Origin of the sequence: Streptomyces sp. NPDC049813 (genome assembly GCF_044465085.1) — a bacterium.
Taxonomy (GTDB): domain Bacteria; phylum Actinomycetota; class Actinomycetes; order Streptomycetales; family Streptomycetaceae; genus Streptomyces.
The window spans coordinates 435,203-451,053 of sequence record NZ_JBITLI010000003.1; the positions used below are offsets into that span (position 1 = coordinate 435,203).

Sequence of the window (15,851 nt, forward strand, 5' to 3'; positions counted from 1 at the left end):
CTGTCTTAGCTGACCTTGATCTTGTCGACGGAGTCGTCTTCCCTGACCTTGTCCGAGATCTTCTGAAGAGCCGAGGTCAGACCCTTGGCGTCGAGGTCACCGGCGAGGAAGGAGTTCCACGGCACCAGCTGGTCCGTGTTCATCCCGTACGCCTCGATGAAGTTGTAGGTGAAGATGTTGGTGCCGGCGGCGTCGAGCATCTTCGTCTGCGAGACGAGGGCCGAGGACCCGTAGCCGTCGGCGGGCACGGTGCCCTTGACGATCGTCGGGGCCAGCTTCGTCTTCGAGAAGTTCGCCGCCGCCTTCTCGGACAGCATCGCCCGCAGGACTTCCTTGCCGCCGGCCGGGTTCTTGCCCTGCTTGGGCACGATGAACGGCTCACCCGCGGCCGCGCGAATCGCCTCGTAAGGCAGCTTCGGCTTGTCGGTGAGCGTCATCGACGGAATGCCGGTCATCTGGAAGTCGGCCTTGGTGGCCTTCTTCATCTCGTTCTCGATCCAGCCACCGGACGGGTAGAGCAGCGCCTTCTGGTCGTTGCTCCAGATCGCCTGCGCCTTCTGGAACTGGGTGCCGGAGCCGCCGGGGACGAACATCTTCTGCTTGACCATGGTCTCCATGACCTTGAGCACGCCCTGGATGGCCGGGTGCGACCAGGAGTCCTTCTCCAGGTTCTCCAGCGCGATGCGGACCTCGTCGCCGCCCTCCTTGATCGCCGAGTCGATCAGGAGCGTGCGGTAGTAGGTCGCCGCCTCCTTGCCGTGGACGAAGAGGTACTTGCCCTTCTTCTTCGCCTTCTGGCCGAGGTCGAGCGCCTCGTCCCAGGTCTTCGGCGGGGTCCAGTTGTTGGCCTCGAACAGCGTCTTCGAGTACCAGACGCCGTACACCGTCATCACGTAGTTGAGCCCGACGAACTTGTCCTTGAACGTTCCGGGGCCCTTGACACCGGGGTAGACGATGTCGGCGATCTTCTTGCCCTCGTAGGTGTTGGCCTCGAACACGTCGTCGAGCTCCTCGAGCTGGTCGAGGATGCCGAGGAAGCCGATCTGGTCCTCACCGGAGTTGTCGATGAGGTCCGGCGGGTTGCCGCCGACGAAGCGCGGCTGGAGCTCAGGGGCGATGTCGACCACCGGCTTGACCTGGACCGTGAGGCCCTTGACCTGGCTTCCGACGACCTTGCTGGTGTAGCTGACGTAGTCGGTGCCGTAGCCGCCGTTGAAGATGGCCGCGTCGACCTTGGAGTTCGCGGCGACGCCGAACGGGTTCTTGGCGCTCTTCTCGCCCTTCGGGCCGCTGTCGCTGTCGCTGTCCTTGCTGGAGGGAGAGCCACACGCGACCGCGAAGGAGCCCATGGCCGCGGTCGCGATCGCCCCGCGCAGGAGCGTCCGCCTGTCAAGAGATCCGGCACGAATGGTCATCTCTGCATCCTCACTGATCGAACTGATCGAATGGATCTGTACGGGGTGTGCCGAGGGTGCGGCCGCCGGGCCGGAACCGGCCCTGCGCCGACCGCACGTCTCGTCGGGCACGCCCTGTGCGGGCCCGTGCGCCGGGGAGGCCGGCGCACGCTGCGCAGCGGGGCGTTTTCGCGTCGTCTCGGAGCCGCTCGGCGGCGCCGTCGGCGATCAGCTGAGCGATGCCGGGAGGGCGGTCGCCGAGGCCGCGGCGGGAGCCGCGGGCGCGCTCCGCTCGATCAGATCGCGATGGCCTACGCCGGGGGTGGTTCCCATGCTCAAGTCCTCGCCTTCCAACAGGACTCAGGCGGTGAACCGGATCCTCCCCGGCACCGCGGTGATGTGCTGTGTCGTGCCGGGACCGAATCCCGGGCCCCGGAACGGAAACCCATTTCCGGAGGCCTTCCGGAAATGCTCCGTGCCGAGGGAACGCAGGTGGAGCTGGGTGGTGCAGGAGTTCCGGGATCGACAGAGCCAACCGGCCGGCACGCGTCCGCACGCCCCGCCGATTCCCCCTGGTCCCCCCGGGTCCGACCACGGCCTGAACGCGGCCGGTCCGGACGCCGACAGGTATAGTCCACTCCCTGTGAGCTGGGCAAGATCGAATGCAGGTTTGGGCGTCGGTCTTTTCCGAGTTGAGACCTCCCGGAAATAAGCCGCAGCCCGGTAGATGTCGTTCTCCGCAACTCCGCTGCCTACAAAGCATGTAGTGGCAGGGCGCGAGCCAGAAGCCGCCGACGCGTCCAGGTGGGGAGAAGCGGCGCGAAAACATATCCGTGGGGCATCTCGGCGCACTTTCCGGGCCCCTTGCGTTCGGGCAATGAACGAACGGCGGGGAATCCTAGAGGTGTTCCGGCCAACTTGGCCGTCGCTTCCCGCACCCCCCATATCACCCCTCCCCCGCAGAACCGCGCAGGTGTTCTGGACCCAGCAGGACTATCCGGGCACCACCCGGCACCGGTACGCTCCGTAGCAGTCCGTGGACTCTTTGTCGCCGTCAGCGCGGTGGCACCCGTCCGGCGACCACTCGGGCCAGGGAGGCCCCTCACGCCAGCGGCTGCCTTTCGCGGGTACTCGAACCCGCTCCATACGTGCCGTTCGCCGACGGGCCCGGTCCAGCCGGCTCATCTCGCTCCCGGCCGGACGGCGCACGGCCCCCGGGACCCCCGCATGCGCGGCTATTTCGTCGACGAACTCCTGCTCATCACCCCCCTCCGCCACGTCCCCGGCGTCCGCCTCTCCGGCGAGCTCGTCGGGGCCCACAAAGCCCCCCTGGCCGTCGCCGTGGCCGAGGTCGCCCGCGACGCCGAGGAGGTCACCATCGACCTGACCCAGGTCAAGTACCTCGCGAACAGCGCCCTGGAGACCATCGTCGCGCTCGCGCGCAACCTGACGCCTCCGCAGTACCTGAAAGTCCTGGCCGCGCCCGAACTGCGCGTCCAGGAAAGGCTCGCGGCCGCGGAGTGGGACCGGATCGAGACGCTGCGGCTCAGCCCCGCGTGACGGCGCACTCCCCGCCGCCGCGGCGGCGGGGACGCCCGTCCCTGCGGGCCGTGCGGAGGAATCGGCCCCTGCCTGCTCCCGGCACACGCCAACACCCTTGACACCACTGTCCCCTTGGCTCCCTACTGGACGTTGCGCAACGAACTGACAACGTTGTCGGAAGCTCCGGGAGGGTGCTCACCCATGCAGGGCAGATCGATCCGATCCAGACACAAACTCGCCAGTACGGCGGCCCTGGGGGCGGCCGCACTGGTACTGACCGCGGTCGGCCAGGGGGCGGCGGCCGCGAGCCAGGCCCACAAGCCGCGGCCCGCAACGGAGTTCAGCTCCTCCTTCGAGGAGGGCCAGCCCGCCCCGGACTGGCTGAACACCGTCGACACCGCCCCGGACGGCGGCAAGCGGGCGAGCGGCGTCGACGGCGGCTACAGCGGCGGCATCCCCGGCAGCGTCAACAGCCACGTCACGGAGGTCCGCGCCAGCGACGAGAACGCGGGCGGCGGCGAGACCAAGGAGAACCTGCTCGACGGCGAGTCGAGCAGCAAGTGGCTGGCGTTCACCCCGACCGCCTGGGTCGAGTACGACCTGGACGAGCCGGCCGAGGTCAGCCAGTACGCGCTGACCTCCGCCAACGACCACGACGAGCGCGACCCGAAGGACTGGACCCTCAAGGGCTCGGCCGACGGGACGGAGTGGACCACGCTGGACACGCGCGCCGGCGAGACGTTCGACAAGCGGTTCCAGACGAAGACGTACACGATCGCCAAGCCGGCCAAGTACGCCCACTTCCGCATCGAGTTCACCAAGAACAACGGCGCGGCCGACGCCACCCAGCTCGCCGACCTCCAGCTGTCGACCGGGGGCGACCAGGCGCCCGCGCCCGAGGACATGCTGTCGCTCGTGGACCGCGGGCCGAGCGGCTCGCCCACGGCCAAGGCGAGCGCCGGCTTCACCGGCAAGCGCGCGCTGCGCTACGCGGGCACGCACAAGGGTGACGGGCGCGCGTACTCGTACAACAAGGTCTTCGACGTCGACGTGGCGGTGCGCAAGGACACCGAGCTGTCGTACAAGGTCTTCCCGCAGATGGCCGACACGGACCTGGACTACGACGCCACGAACGTCTCCGTCGACCTCGCCTTCACCGACGGCACGTACCTGAGCGACCTGAAGGCCGTCGACTCCAACGGCGGGCTGCTGACGCCGCAGGGCCAGGGCGCGGCCAAGCGGCTGTACGTGAACCAGTGGAACGCGGTGCGCTCGGGCATCGGCTCGGTCGCCGCGGGCAAGACCATCGACCGGATCCTGGTCGCGTACGACTCCCCGAAGGGGCCCTCGAAGTTCCGCGGCTGGGTCGACGACATCAGTGTCGACCAGGCCGAACCGGTGCGTCCCAAGGCGCACTTGAGCGACTACGCGTCCACGACGCGGGGCACCAACTCCAGTGGCGGCTTCTCGCGCGGCAACACCTTCCCGGCGACGGCCGTGCCGCACGGCTTCAACTTCTGGACGCCGGTGACCAACGCCGGTTCGCTGAGCTGGCTGTACGACTACGCGCGGGACAACAACGCGGACAACCTGCCCACGATGGAGGCGCTGGCGGCCAGCCACGAGCCGAGTCCGTGGATGGGTGACCGGCAGACGTTCCAGATGATGCCCTCGGCCGCGGCCACGGTGGACACCTCCCGCACCGGTCGCGCGCTGCCCTTCAAGCACGAGAACGAGACGGCGAAGCCGTACTACTACGGCGTGCGGTTCGAGAACGGCGTGAAGGCGGAGATGACGCCGACCGACCACGCCGCCGCGCTGCGCTTCAGCTACCCGGGCGACGACGCGAGCGTGGTCTTCGACAACGTCTCCGAGCAGGGCGGCCTCACGCTCGACAAGGCCAACGGGGTCGTCACCGGCTACTCGGACGTGAAGTCGGGCCTGTCGACGGGCGCGACGCGGCTGTTCGTCTACGGCGTCTTCGACAAGCCCGTCAAGGACGCCGAGTCCTCCGGCGTGAAGGGGCACTTCACCTTCGACGCGGGCAGGGACCGCACGGTCACGCTGCGCCTGGCGACCTCGCTGATCGGCCTGGACCAGGCGAAGGCCAACCTGGCGCAGGAGCTGCCGCAGAAGAAGTCCTTCGACTCCGTGCGGAACGCGGCGCGCGCCCAGTGGGACGCGCTGATGAACAAGGTGGAGGTGGAGGGTGCCACCGAGGACCAGCGGACCTCGCTGTACTCCTCGCTCTACCGGCTGTACCTGTACCCGAACTCCGGTTTCGAGCAGGTCGGTTCCAAGTCGCAGTACGCCTCGCCGTTCTCGCCGATGACGGGCCCCGACACGCCGACACACACCGGCGCGAAGATCGTCGACGGCAAGCCGTACGTCAACAACGGCTTCTGGGACACCTACCGCACCACCTGGCCCGCGTACTCGCTGCTGACGCCGGACAAGGCGGGTGAGCTGGTCGACGGGTTCGTGCAGCAGTACAAGGACGGCGGCTGGATCTCGCGCTGGTCCTCGCCCGGTTACGCGGACCTGATGACCGGCACGTCCTCGGACGTCGCCTTCGCCGACGCGTACGTCAAGGGCGTCGACTTCGACGCGGAGGACGCGTACAAGGCGGCGGTGAAGAACGCGACCGTGGTGCCGCCGCAGTCGGGTGTGGGCCGCAAGGGCATGGAGACCTCGCCCTTCCTCGGCTACACGAGCTCCGACACGCACGAGGGCCTGTCGTGGGCGCTGGAGGGCTACCTCAACGACTACGGCATCGCGCAGATGGGCCAGGCGCTCTACAAGAAGACGGGCAAGAAGCAGTACAAGGAGGAGTCGGAGTACTTCCTCAACCGCGCCCGTGACTACGTGAACATGTTCGACGACAAGGCCGCCGGGACGGGCTTCTTCCAGGGCAAGGACGCCAAGGGCGACTGGCGCGTGGCCTCCGACAAGTTCGACCCCGCCATCTGGGGCTACGACTACACGGAGACCAACGCCTGGGGCTACGCGTTCACCGCCGTCCAGGACAGCAAGGGCCTCGCGAACCTCTACGGCGGCCGCGGCGGCCTGGCGAAGAAGCTCGACACGTACTTCTCCACGCCGGAGACCGGCTCGTCGGACGTCGCCGGTTCCTACGGCGGTGTCATCCACGAGATGACCGAGGCGCGGGACGTGCGGATGGGCATGTACGGCCACTCCAACCAGGTCGCGCACCACGTCACGTACATGTATGACGCGGCGGGCCAGCCGTGGAAGACGCAGGAGAAGGTCCGCGAGGTCCTCTCCCGGCTCTACACGGGCAGCGAGATCGGCCAGGGCTACCACGGCGACGAGGACAACGGCGAGCAGTCGGCCTGGTACCTCTTCTCCTCTATGGGCTTCTACCCGCTGGTCATGGGCAGCGGCGAGTACGCCATCGGCTCCCCGCAGTTCACGAAGATGACGCTGCACCTGGACAAGGGCAAGAAGCTCGTCATCAAGGCGCCGAAGAACAGCGCGAAGAACATCTACGTGCAGGGCCTGAAGGTCAACGGCAAGGCGTGGAACAAGACGTCGCTGCCGCACTCCGTCGTCGCCAGGGGCGGGGTCATCGAGTTCGCGATGGGCTCGAAGCCGTCGGCGTGGGGCACCGGCAAGGACGCGGCGCCGACCTCGATCACGCAGGACGACAAGGTGCCCTCGCCGCGCAAGGACGCGATCACCGGGTCGGGGGCGCTGTTCGACAACTCCTCGGCGACGAGCGCGAGCGTGGCGCAGCCGGTGGAGCTGCCGGTCGGCGCGGACGGCACGAAGGCCGTGCAGTACACGCTGACCTCGGCCGACAAGGCGAAGGCCCCCACGGCCTGGACCCTGGAGGCCTCGGACGACGGCACGTCCTGGAAGCCGGTGGACAAGCGCTCCGGCGAGTCCTTCGCGTGGGACAAGCAGACGCGGGCCTTCACGGTCGCGGCGCCGGGCGCGCACCGGCACTACCGCCTGGTCTTCACCGGGGACGCGCCGACGGTGGCGGAGGTGGAGCTGCTGTCGTGACGCGCTCGCCGTGAGCGCGTGAGGTGGGTCCAGGGGCGGGCGTGGCGGGTCCACGTCCGCCTCTGGCGTGCGTGCGGGGGCGGACGGGCTGCGGGCCGCAGAGACCTCAGGAGGGGCAGGCGCCCGCCTTGTCGCCGCGGTACGTCCGGTACGGCGCGCGCCGCTTCGAGGCGGCGGTGTCCGGCGCCGGGGGGAACGTGACGACCGGGACGGGCTTGCAGAGCGCCCACTGATTGTTCTCCCCCGGGCCCGTGAAGCCGTAGGTGCCGCTCGCGCCCACCAGGCAGCCGCTGCACGTCGCCTTGTCGACGGTCGACGTGGTCAGGGTGCTGTACACGTCTTTGGCCGTCGGGAGCCGGGTGGGCGCCGGGGTCGCCGGCCCGCCCTCGTAGATCTCCCGGTAGGTGCGGTCGACGGCGCCGGCGAGCAGGCCGAAGCCGTCGTAGTACATCGCCGCGTAGCCGTCAAAGAGCGCTGAGCGGCCGAGGCCGTGGGCGGCGGCGAGCTGCTGGAAGCGGGTCAGGAAGGCGGCGGAGCCCCGGGGCGGGTCGCCCTTGCCGTCGGCCCAGGCGGGGTCGTAGGCGGCGGCGTCCACGATCGTCGCGTGGACGGTGTCCAGGCTGTGCTCGATGGCGTCCGTGCTCAGCGTGGGTTCGAGGCCGATGCCGATCTTCAGGATGCGCAGCTTCCAGCTCCCGTCGCAACTGCCGGTCTGTGCCAGGCGGTCGATGAACGCGGGCAGGTCCTGGTCGCGGCCCGCGAAGAAGACGGTGTCCACCCGGCTGCGGCAGATCTTCTCGGCCGCGTCGGCGAACCGCTGCGGGATGCCCTGGTCGTCGCCGGAGGAGCCGATGAAGTGGGACGTGTTCGTCCTGAGGTCGTAGGCGGCGTCGAAGCGCTCCTCGAAGACGGCCCGCAGGTTCTGTGAGTAGACGTCTCCCTCGTGGCTGTCCCAGACGAGGAAGCCGCGGCGCTTCTCCGGGTGCGCCGTCAGGTACCGGGCGAGGGCCTCGGCGAACTGCTCGTTGTTGGGCGAGGTCTTGAAGAAGTACGCGGAGTTCATCGAGGCCGCCGTGATCACGGGCCCGACGGTGGGGATGGCGCGGGCGGACAGCTCGGCGACGGCCTCCTTGGTCTCGGTCGTGCTGCTGGGGATGCCGGTCACGCCGACCAGCGGCGCCTTCTCGTCGCGGGTCAGCGCGTCGAGGCGGTCGACGAGCTCCTCCCACCGGTCGAGGTCGCGGCCGTCGGGGGCGAGGAGCAGCTGGTAGTGCGGGCCCGCGGCCCGGTTCGCCTGCTGCTGCGCGGCGAGGGCCCCGGCCAGGCCGCGCTGGATCATCTCGCGGGTCATGGCGCTGGTGGAGTCCGAGGTGAACGGCATCATGAGCGCGATCCGCACGTACGGGATGCGGGCCGCGCCGTCCTGGGGGTCCTCCCACTGGCGGCGCACCCGCGCGTTCTCGTCGGCCACCGCGTCCACGAGCCGGTCGGTGGTGGCGTCGCCGGTGTCGAAGGCCCGCTCGGTGACGCCGACGCAGTCGTCGCCGCGCAGGTCCATGCCGTCGCCGCACGGGCCCGGCCGGGTCTGCTGCCACAGGACGACGCCGCCGGTCAGCGCGAGGACGACGACCAGGGCGACGCACCAGTCGAGCGGGCCCCACTCCTTGGGCCGGCCACTGAACATCATGATCCTTCGCTGCCGGGGACGGGCAGGGGCTGTTTCCTGCGGGCGGCGGGCGGCCAGTCGCGGGCGCCCCTGCCGAGCGCCGCGTACCACGTGGGGTGGCGCCGGGAGAGGAAGCCGAGTTCGTCGCCGACGGCCTGGCAGAGCAGCTCGGCGTCGGGGTCGATGGCCGCGTCGGCGTACGGCTCGGAGAGGTACCACAGGGCGTGCAGGAGCCGGTTGATGCCCCGGCCCGCCTCGTCGAGGTGGGTGTAGCGGGCGGCGTGCTCGCCGAGCGCGATCTCCACGCGCTGGTCGGTCCACGGGGTGCCGCCGTCGGAGGCGCTGCCCGGGGGCGGTGTCGGGGCGCCGGCGCAGCGCCGCAGGCACCTCAGCCAGTGCTCGACGCTCTGTTCGGCCTCCTCCGCGCCGAACTCGTCGGCGAGCATGTCCACCACCTGCGCCGCGTCCCCGGCGGCCAGGCTGTGCCGCAGCGCGTCGGCCTCCCCGGTGTCGGCGCGCCGCACATGGTGCAGGTGCAGGAAGCGGTGGATCTCGTGCCAGCTGTGCGGCGCGCCGCCGGCCGGCAGGCTCCGCCGGGCCTCGTGCACGAGCACCGTCTGGAGCAACGCGTGTGCCACGAGCGGCTGTTCGGGCGGTACGGGATGCTGCCAGCGCCGCTCCACGAGGTAGCGGGCCGCCGCGTTCACCGGCAGCTGTTCGGGGCCGTCGAGGCCCAGGTCCTCGGCGAGCGCCTCGGCGGCCCGGTGGTCCCGGGCGAGGCAGAGGACGACGAGCCGCTCGCGCCGGCGCCGGTCGGGGAGCAGGTGTTCCAGCAGGACCTGCGTGACGGGCCGGCCGCTCGCGGTGCGCAGGTCCAGCAGGTCCTTGGGGGTGACGGTCCGGTCCTCGCCCGCGGCGTGCACCACCGCGTCGCACAGCACCGTCGCGGCCAGCGGGTGGCCGCCGGTCAGCGCGTGCAGCGCGGAGGCCAGATGGGGGTGGAGCAGCCGGGGCGAGGCGCGGTCGAGCATGGCCAGGACGTCGTCGCGGCCGAGCGGGGTGAGCGGCACGACGAGCAGTCCGGCGGACGGATCGTGGCCGGTGCGCCGCCAGACATGCGCGGTGTGGCCGCGGCCCGGGCCGCCGGCCGGGGGCAGCAGGTCGTCGAGGCCGCGGCGCACGGCGTGCGGGGCCTCTTCCTCGGGCACCTCGCCGAGGCGGGTGGCGACGAGCGTGATCCGGTCGCGGACGGGGCGGCCCGGCGCGGCCCGGTGGTCCAGGAGCAGTTCGAGGAAGCGCCGGCCCGCGGCGGTGTGCGCCTCGTCGAGCAGGATCAGCGGCCAGGGCTCGCGGTTCCAGCGGCGCACCCCGCTGTAGGCGGCGGCGACCTCCTGGAGGAGGGCGGCCATGAGGTCGTGCTCGGCGGCGCGCCGGTAGTCGCCGCCGCGGTGGAAGCGCCGGCCCAGCTCGACCAGCGCGTCCCGCGGGTCCGCGGCGGCGCCGGACGGGACGCGGCGGCGCTCGTACCACTGGCGGGCGGGGCCCAGCGGGCGCAGCGTCTCCAGCTGCCGCAGGATCGCCCGGGTGACGGGGAGGGAGTCCGCTTCGTCGGCCGCGTCGGCCGCGGGGGCTTCGCGGGCCCCGTCGGCCGCGGAGGTCGCGTCGCCGGTGGTCCCGGCGTGCGCGGCGATGTCGGCCTCCACCTGGGCGGCCCAGGCGCGGGCCACCTGCCGCTCGTCGCCGGTGCGCAGGCCGCAGGCGATGAGCAGGCGGGCGTGGCGGGCGCAGACGGCGTCCCGCTCCTCGGCGTCGCCCGCGTGCCAGCCGGAGACGGCGAAGAGACCGGGCTGGAGCACGGGGAAGCGGCCGAGGGCGGCGAAGGCGCACACCAGCTGCTCCATGATCTCGACCAGGTCCGCGGCGCGCGCCGCTTCCGGGCCGCCCGCGGGGACGGGCCGCGCGTCCCGCGGCTCGCCGGGGGTGCCGGCGGGGGCGATCCGGACGTGGGCGAGGGGCAGACGCCGGTGGTAGTGGCGGGCCAGGGCTTCGAGGACGGCGCTGCGGCCGGTGCCGTGCTGGCCCGTGAGCAGGACGACGGGCACGTCGTCGCCGAACTCCCGCTTGCTGCGCGCCCGTTCGGCGTAGGCGAGACCGGTGAGCGAGGGGACGAGCCAGCGCACCACGGGGTCGCGTGCGTACAGAACTGGCCCTGCCGACCTGCTCATCAGAGTGCCCCGGTTCCCCTCGGTCTGCTCCGGCCCGCCCAACTGCCGTGTACATGGATGAACTTACCGGTGGGGACGGATCCCCGGCGGTCACGGTTGCGGATAGACCTCCAGGGCGACCCCGGCGGGCAGGTGTTCGGCCGCGCTCACGCCGCGGGTGTAGGCGAGTCGTACGCGGCGCAGGGCGCCCATGGCCTTCAGGGACGACAGGTCGATGTCGCTGCCCTGGGTGACGTGCAGCTCCACCAGGTTCGGCAGCCGGCGGGCGATGCGCCGCAGCGAGACGGGGGCGCCGGGTCTGGCGTACACGTACAGGTGGGTGACGGCGGGCAGTTGGGTGGGCCGGCCGAAGAGCAGCACGCTCAGCTGCTCCGCCGAGAGGGTCAGGGTGCGCAGGGCCGCGGCCCGGGCCAGCGCCCCGCCCCAGTCGTCGGGGGACAGCTTGTCGCCTGCCTCGTGCAGGCGCAGCTCCACCAGGTGTGTGCCGCGGGCGATGTCGCCGAGTTCGACGGTGCCCGGGGGCAGCGCGAGGGTCCGCAGCCGGTCGAGGTAGGGCAGGTCGGCGATGCCGCGCCAGGGGACCTCGGCGCCGACGTGCAGGGCGTCGAGGCGGCGGCAGCCGGTCAGGTCCGACAGCGGTTCGAACTGCGGCAGGTCGGCGAGGGCCAGGCTCCGCAGCCGGGGCAGCCGGGTGAGCGGGGCGGGGTCCGTGAGGTTGCGGCAGCCTTGCAGGGTCAGCCCTTCGAGGGCGGCGAAGTCGCCGAGGAAGGTCAGCTCGGTCAGGCGCGGTGCGCCGCGCAGCCGCAGTTCGCGCAGGCGTCCCGGGTCGAGGGCGGCGCGCACGGCCGCGGGGTCGAAGTCGCCGTGGACGCCGACGTGCGCGCAGCCGGGCATGGTGGCCAGGGCGGCCAGCTCGGCCGCCGAGCGGACGGTGACCGGCTCGTGCGGGCCGGTGGCGAGCAGCGGGCGGATGATCTCGTCCGCGTAGGTGTCGGTGTCGAAGCGGTCCCAGTGGCCGAGGAGCTGCGCCCGCACGGCGGACTGGCCGGTGGTGAGGAACTCGCGCAGCCGCGGGATGGCGGCGTCCCCGCCGATCTGGCAGATCGCGTGCACGGTGGCCAGTTCCTCGTCGCCGTCGAGTTCCGCGGCGCCGGGCAGCAGGCCGAGCAGGAGCGGGCCGGTGCGGGCGAGCACCCGGGCCTGGCGCAGGCTGCGGGGCGGCAGCAGGCGGGCCGCCTCGGTCTCGATGGTGCGCCGGACGGCGGGTTCCAGGCGGGTCGCCTGCTCCAGGGAGGCGAGGGCGAGCAGCCGCAGCCGGGTCTGGACGGTGACGTCCTTCTCGCGGCTGCCGCGGTCGCTCAGCCGCATCAGCAGGTCGGCGCGGCCGTTGTGATCGGCCTGGGCGACGGCCATCTGCACCACGTCCTCCCACTGGTCGGCGTGGGCGTTCTTCACCAGCAGCCCGAAGTCCCGCTCCTCCAGTACGGCCTTGGCGCCCAGGTAGTCCTGGAACGTCCGGTGCACGAAGTCGACCGCGCCGACGGCGGGTTCGTGCAGCAGCCCGGAGCGCTCCAGCAGGTACTGGAGGGCGTCCTCGGGCGCGCCGAGACCGCCGAGGCTCGGTACCTGGGGCTGGAGGCGGCGCACCACCTCCACGGCGTCGGCCCGCTCGATCTGCGTGCGTTCGTTGCGGATCAGCCAGTACGCGAGGCGCTTCAGCGGCTCGGTGGCGGCCTCCTCGTCCAGCTCGGGGGCGCCGCCTCGGCCGTACACCTCCCGCTCCATGTCGCGCCGTTCGAGCAGCATCGACAGGGCCGCTTTGTAGAGGGCGGCGCGGCCGCGCGGCAGGAAGCCGCGGCGCTCGCGGTGCAGGGCGCAGATGAGGCTGCACATCAGCGGGTTGGTGGCGAGCCGGCTCAGGCCGGGTCCGGCGCGCAGGGCCTGGATCAGCTCCTCGTCGAGGCCGGGGCGGGCGCCCGCCGCCGCGTGCCAGCGCCGGATGAAGTGCCGCAGGTCGCCGGGGCGCAGCGCGTCCAGGGTGATCTCGTGGAACCCTTCGGCGCTCAGCCAGCCGGGGCCGAGCGCGGCGGGACGGGTGGTGGCGAGCCACAGGTTGCCGGGGAAGACGCCGAGCAGTTCGCGCAGCCAGGTGCGGGTGCGGGCCCGGTCGTCCCTGGGGATCTCGTCGAGGCCGTCGATGAGGAGCAGCCCCCGGCCGTTCAGCAGGACGCGGGTGGCCCAGCCGTCGGGCGCGGTGCCCACCAGCGGGCAGTCCATCCAGCGCAGGAAGTCGTCGGGCAGCGGGAGCCGGGCGCCGTCGCGGGCGAGGGTGCGCAGCGGCAGGACGAAGGGGACGCGGCCCAGAAGCTGGGGCAGGTGGCCCGGCACGCTGTCCTGCTGGGCGGTGGTGAGCGCGAGCCACTGCACGAGGGTCGTCTTGCCGGTGCCCGCGAGGCCGTGCAGCAGGACGCGTCCGCGGGTGGCGAGGGCGGCTTCGACGCTCTCCTCCGCGCCGCTCCCCCGCTCGTCGTCGGGTGCCTCGGAGGTGCCGTCGTCGGGGGCCGGGGTGGCGACGGCCCGCAGGCTCAAGTAGGCGGACTCCAGGGGCCATTCCTGGCCTCCGGGGTCGCGCAGGTCGATGCCGTGGATGGTGAGCCTGCCGTGCCGCCGGACGACGTAGCGCGCGTAGTCCTCCTCGAAGCGGGCGTCGGCCGCGGCGTGGTCGTCGCCGGAGACGCGGCGCAGCACGACGTCCAGGGTGGCGTGGATGTCGCGCAGTTCGCGGGAGTCCTCCAGCCGGGCCCGCGCCTCGAAACCGGGCCGCTGGGTGAAGAACCGCACCAGGTGGACGCAGGCCGTCTCCAGGAGCCGGTCGTGGAAGAGCGCGGCGTCCTGGGTGAGCAGCCTGCGGGTGTCGGGCCCGGCCTGCCGGGAGAGGGCGGCGGCGAGTTTCGCCGGCCCGAGCAGGAAGACGCCCACGTCGTCCATGTCCAGCTCGCCGAAGGCGTACAGGGTGCGGGTCAGGGCCTGGCCGACGGCGTCATGCTCGTCGTCCTGCACGGGCCGCTCGTGCGGTCCCGCCGCGCGCACCGCGCGCCGTACCAGTTCGCGGGCGAGCCGGTGCAGGTCGTCGCGGCTGACCGTCGGGTGGTCGCCCACGAAGGAGAGCACGTGCCGGATGCGGACGGGCCGCTCGGTGAACTCGGCCCCCGGCGCCGCGGGCGGCGGCAGCACGAGCCGCTTCAGCAACGGCACCACCACCGCGGACGCGATCCGCAGCCCCACCGCACCCGGTTCCACCGCCCACCCCCGTCGGCGCGCGCCTCAGGGTGCACACGCACGCCGTCCACCATAGGGCCCCGCACCGTCGGTCGCGGGCGACCGCGCGGACCGGCCGGCGGGGCCGAACACGCACCACACCACCTTGCCGGGGTCCCGCTCCCCCACGCCCCACGCGTCGGCCAGCGCCGCCACGAGCAGCAGCCCGCGCCCGTGCTCGGCGGTGGCGCTCCGCCGGGGGACGGCCGGGGTTCCGGTGCCGCTGTCGTGGACCTCCACGCGGACGGAGCCGTCGGCCTCGTCGCGCGTGATCCGCAGCAGGAAGCCCCGGCCGGGCGGTACGCCGTGGAGCAGCGCGTTGGTGGTGAGTTCGCTGACGCAGAGCAGGATGTCGTCCGCGCGGGCCGTCTCTCCCCAGGCGGTGAGGGCGGCTCGGGTGAACTCCCGGGCCGCGGGGACCGATTGACGTTCACGGCGGTAGAAGCGCTCGCGGGTTGGCTCGTTCATGGGCGCCAATGTCGCGGAGGGTGATTCACTCGGGACAGTGAGTCGACCCCGACAGATTATTTGTCGGGGTTCCCGTGGGGTCGAGTGGGAGTGGGGGCGGGGAGATTGACCGTCATGAGCCCTGGGAAGCGTCCGCCGAAGAATCCGTCGGCGTTGAGGATGGTCGGTGAGCTGCTCGCCCTGTTCCGCAAGGCGGCCGGGTACACCCAGGCGACGCTGGCCACCGAACTGGTGATCGCGGAGTCCACGATCGCGGCGTATGAGCAGGGCAGGCGGCCGCTGCTCCTGGACACCGCCCAGCAGATGGATCGGCTCCTGGACACCAAGGGCGCGTTGGCCACCGCGGTGCGGGCCATGCCGGAGATCGACCAGTTCCCGCTCTACGCCGAGCAGTACATGGCGCATGAGCGGGAGGCTATCGCGTTGTCGTGGTACGACATGGCCGTCGTACCTGGCCTGCTCCAGACTCCCGAGTACGCCCGCGCCTTGTTCCGGCAGCGCGTACCCGCGTACAGCACGGACGAGTTCGAGACCAGAGTGTCGGCGCGCATCGACCGTCAGGACATCCTGCACCGCAAGTACCCGCCGACACTGAGCTGCGTCGTGTGGGAGCCGGCACTGAGAATGGCATTCGTCGAACCCGCTGTGCGTACAGCGCAGTTGCGGCACCTCCGCGAGCAGGCGAACCTGCCCGGTCTGTCTTTGCAGGTCATGGCGCTTGATGCGGAAGAGAATGCCGGAGACTCGGGCCCGTTCACCCTTTTGGAAACGCCGGAGCACCAACACCTCGCCTACACCGAGTCGCAGCGCGGCAGCCAGTGGGTTTCCGACCCCGGCGAAGTGTCCATCCTGCAACGGAAATATGCGATGCTGCGCTCGCAGGCTCTCAGTCCCCAGGACACCAAGGGCCTGCTGGATCGGCTTACAGGAGAGCAATGAGCACCGCACTGAACTGGTTCAAGTCGAGCTACAGCAGCGACGAAGGCGGCCAGTGCCTCGAAGTGGCGTACGACTGGCGGAAGTCGAGCTACAGCAACAGCGATGGCGGCCAGTGCGTAGAGGTCGCCGCCCACCCCACCACCATCCATATCCGCGACTCCAAGAACCCCGAAGGCCCCCACTTCACGGTGGCGCCCCGCGCCTGGGCGGCCTTCCTCCAGTTGCCCCGCGCCTAATTGCGTGGACGCAGCGGCAGCACGTCGCCTACAG

Annotated in this window: 9 protein-coding genes; 4 read left to right on the plus strand and 5 right to left on the minus strand. The window is 71.6% G+C overall.

Annotated features, from left to right (window positions below):
* Positions 1 to 5: 5 nt before the first annotated feature.
* Positions 6 to 1,415 (minus strand): N-acetylglucosamine/diacetylchitobiose ABC transporter substrate-binding protein, encoded by a 1,410-nt coding sequence (gene ngcE, locus ACIBW6_RS09375; RefSeq protein ID WP_399058423.1) that lies wholly within the window; start codon positions 1,413 to 1,415, stop codon positions 6 to 8.
* 1,206 nt (positions 1,416 to 2,621) lie between these two features.
* Here ngcE and ACIBW6_RS09380 point away from each other — a divergent pair.
* Together ACIBW6_RS09380 and ACIBW6_RS09385 are read left to right on the plus strand one after the other, a co-directional pair.
* On the plus strand, positions 2,622 to 2,954 hold the full coding sequence (locus ACIBW6_RS09380) for an STAS domain-containing protein (RefSeq protein WP_399058425.1): 333 nt from the start codon (positions 2,622 to 2,624) through the stop codon (positions 2,952 to 2,954).
* 183 nt (positions 2,955 to 3,137) lie between these two features.
* Positions 3,138 to 6,965, plus strand: coding sequence for a GH92 family glycosyl hydrolase (locus ACIBW6_RS09385; protein ID WP_399058427.1), 3,828 nt, complete (start codon positions 3,138 to 3,140; stop codon positions 6,963 to 6,965).
* 106 nt (positions 6,966 to 7,071) lie between these two features.
* Here ACIBW6_RS09385 and ACIBW6_RS09390 read toward each other — a convergent pair whose 3' ends face one another.
* The 4 genes from ACIBW6_RS09390 to ACIBW6_RS09405 form a co-directional block, all read right to left on the minus strand.
* Positions 7,072 to 8,652, minus strand: a complete 1,581-nt coding sequence (locus tag ACIBW6_RS09390) for an ABC transporter substrate-binding protein (protein ID WP_399058429.1) — start codon at positions 8,650 to 8,652, stop codon at positions 7,072 to 7,074.
* Positions 8,649 to 10,856 (minus strand): ATP-binding protein, encoded by a 2,208-nt coding sequence (locus tag ACIBW6_RS09395; protein ID WP_399058431.1) that lies wholly within the window; start codon positions 10,854 to 10,856, stop codon positions 8,649 to 8,651. The genes ACIBW6_RS09390 and ACIBW6_RS09395 overlap by 4 nt, the downstream gene beginning before the upstream one ends.
* A gap of 90 nt (positions 10,857 to 10,946) precedes the next feature.
* Positions 10,947 to 14,156: an NACHT domain-containing protein gene (locus ACIBW6_RS09400; protein ID WP_399058433.1), complete on the minus strand. Its 3,210-nt coding sequence runs from the start codon at positions 14,154 to 14,156 to the stop codon at positions 10,947 to 10,949.
* A gap of 24 nt (positions 14,157 to 14,180) precedes the next feature.
* Complete coding sequence (locus tag ACIBW6_RS09405) at positions 14,181 to 14,642, minus strand: ATP-binding protein (protein ID WP_399058435.1); 462 nt, start codon at positions 14,640 to 14,642, stop codon at positions 14,181 to 14,183.
* Positions 14,643 to 14,756: 114 nt separating this feature from the next.
* Here ACIBW6_RS09405 and ACIBW6_RS09410 point away from each other — a divergent pair, with 114 nt between their 5' ends.
* Both ACIBW6_RS09410 and ACIBW6_RS09415 read left to right on the plus strand, forming a co-directional pair.
* The gene (locus ACIBW6_RS09410; RefSeq protein WP_399058437.1) at positions 14,757 to 15,581 is read left to right on the plus strand and encodes a Scr1 family TA system antitoxin-like transcriptional regulator; all 825 of its coding nucleotides are present in this window, start codon (positions 14,757 to 14,759) and stop codon (positions 15,579 to 15,581) included.
* Entirely contained in the window at positions 15,578 to 15,817 is a 240-nt protein-coding gene (locus ACIBW6_RS09415; RefSeq protein WP_399058439.1) for a DUF397 domain-containing protein, read from the plus strand. The genes ACIBW6_RS09410 and ACIBW6_RS09415 overlap by 4 nt, the downstream gene beginning before the upstream one ends.
* Positions 15,818 to 15,851: the final 34 nt, after the last annotated feature.

Coding starts and splice junctions, on each gene's coding strand:
- ngcE (WP_399058423.1), bottom strand. CDS start 1,415: ATGACCATTCGTGCCGGATCTCTTGACAGGCGGACGCTCCTGCGCGGG.
- ACIBW6_RS09380 (WP_399058425.1), top strand. CDS start 2,622: ATGCGCGGCTATTTCGTCGACGAACTCCTGCTCATCACCCCCCTCCGC.
- ACIBW6_RS09385 (WP_399058427.1), top strand. CDS start 3,138: ATGCAGGGCAGATCGATCCGATCCAGACACAAACTCGCCAGTACGGCG.
- ACIBW6_RS09390 (WP_399058429.1), bottom strand. CDS start 8,652: ATGATGTTCAGTGGCCGGCCCAAGGAGTGGGGCCCGCTCGACTGGTGC.
- ACIBW6_RS09395 (WP_399058431.1), bottom strand. CDS start 10,856: ATGAGCAGGTCGGCAGGGCCAGTTCTGTACGCACGCGACCCCGTGGTG.
- ACIBW6_RS09405 (WP_399058435.1), bottom strand. CDS start 14,642: ATGAACGAGCCAACCCGCGAGCGCTTCTACCGCCGTGAACGTCAATCG.
- ACIBW6_RS09410 (WP_399058437.1), top strand. CDS start 14,757: ATGAGCCCTGGGAAGCGTCCGCCGAAGAATCCGTCGGCGTTGAGGATG.
- ACIBW6_RS09415 (WP_399058439.1), top strand. CDS start 15,578: ATGAGCACCGCACTGAACTGGTTCAAGTCGAGCTACAGCAGCGACGAA.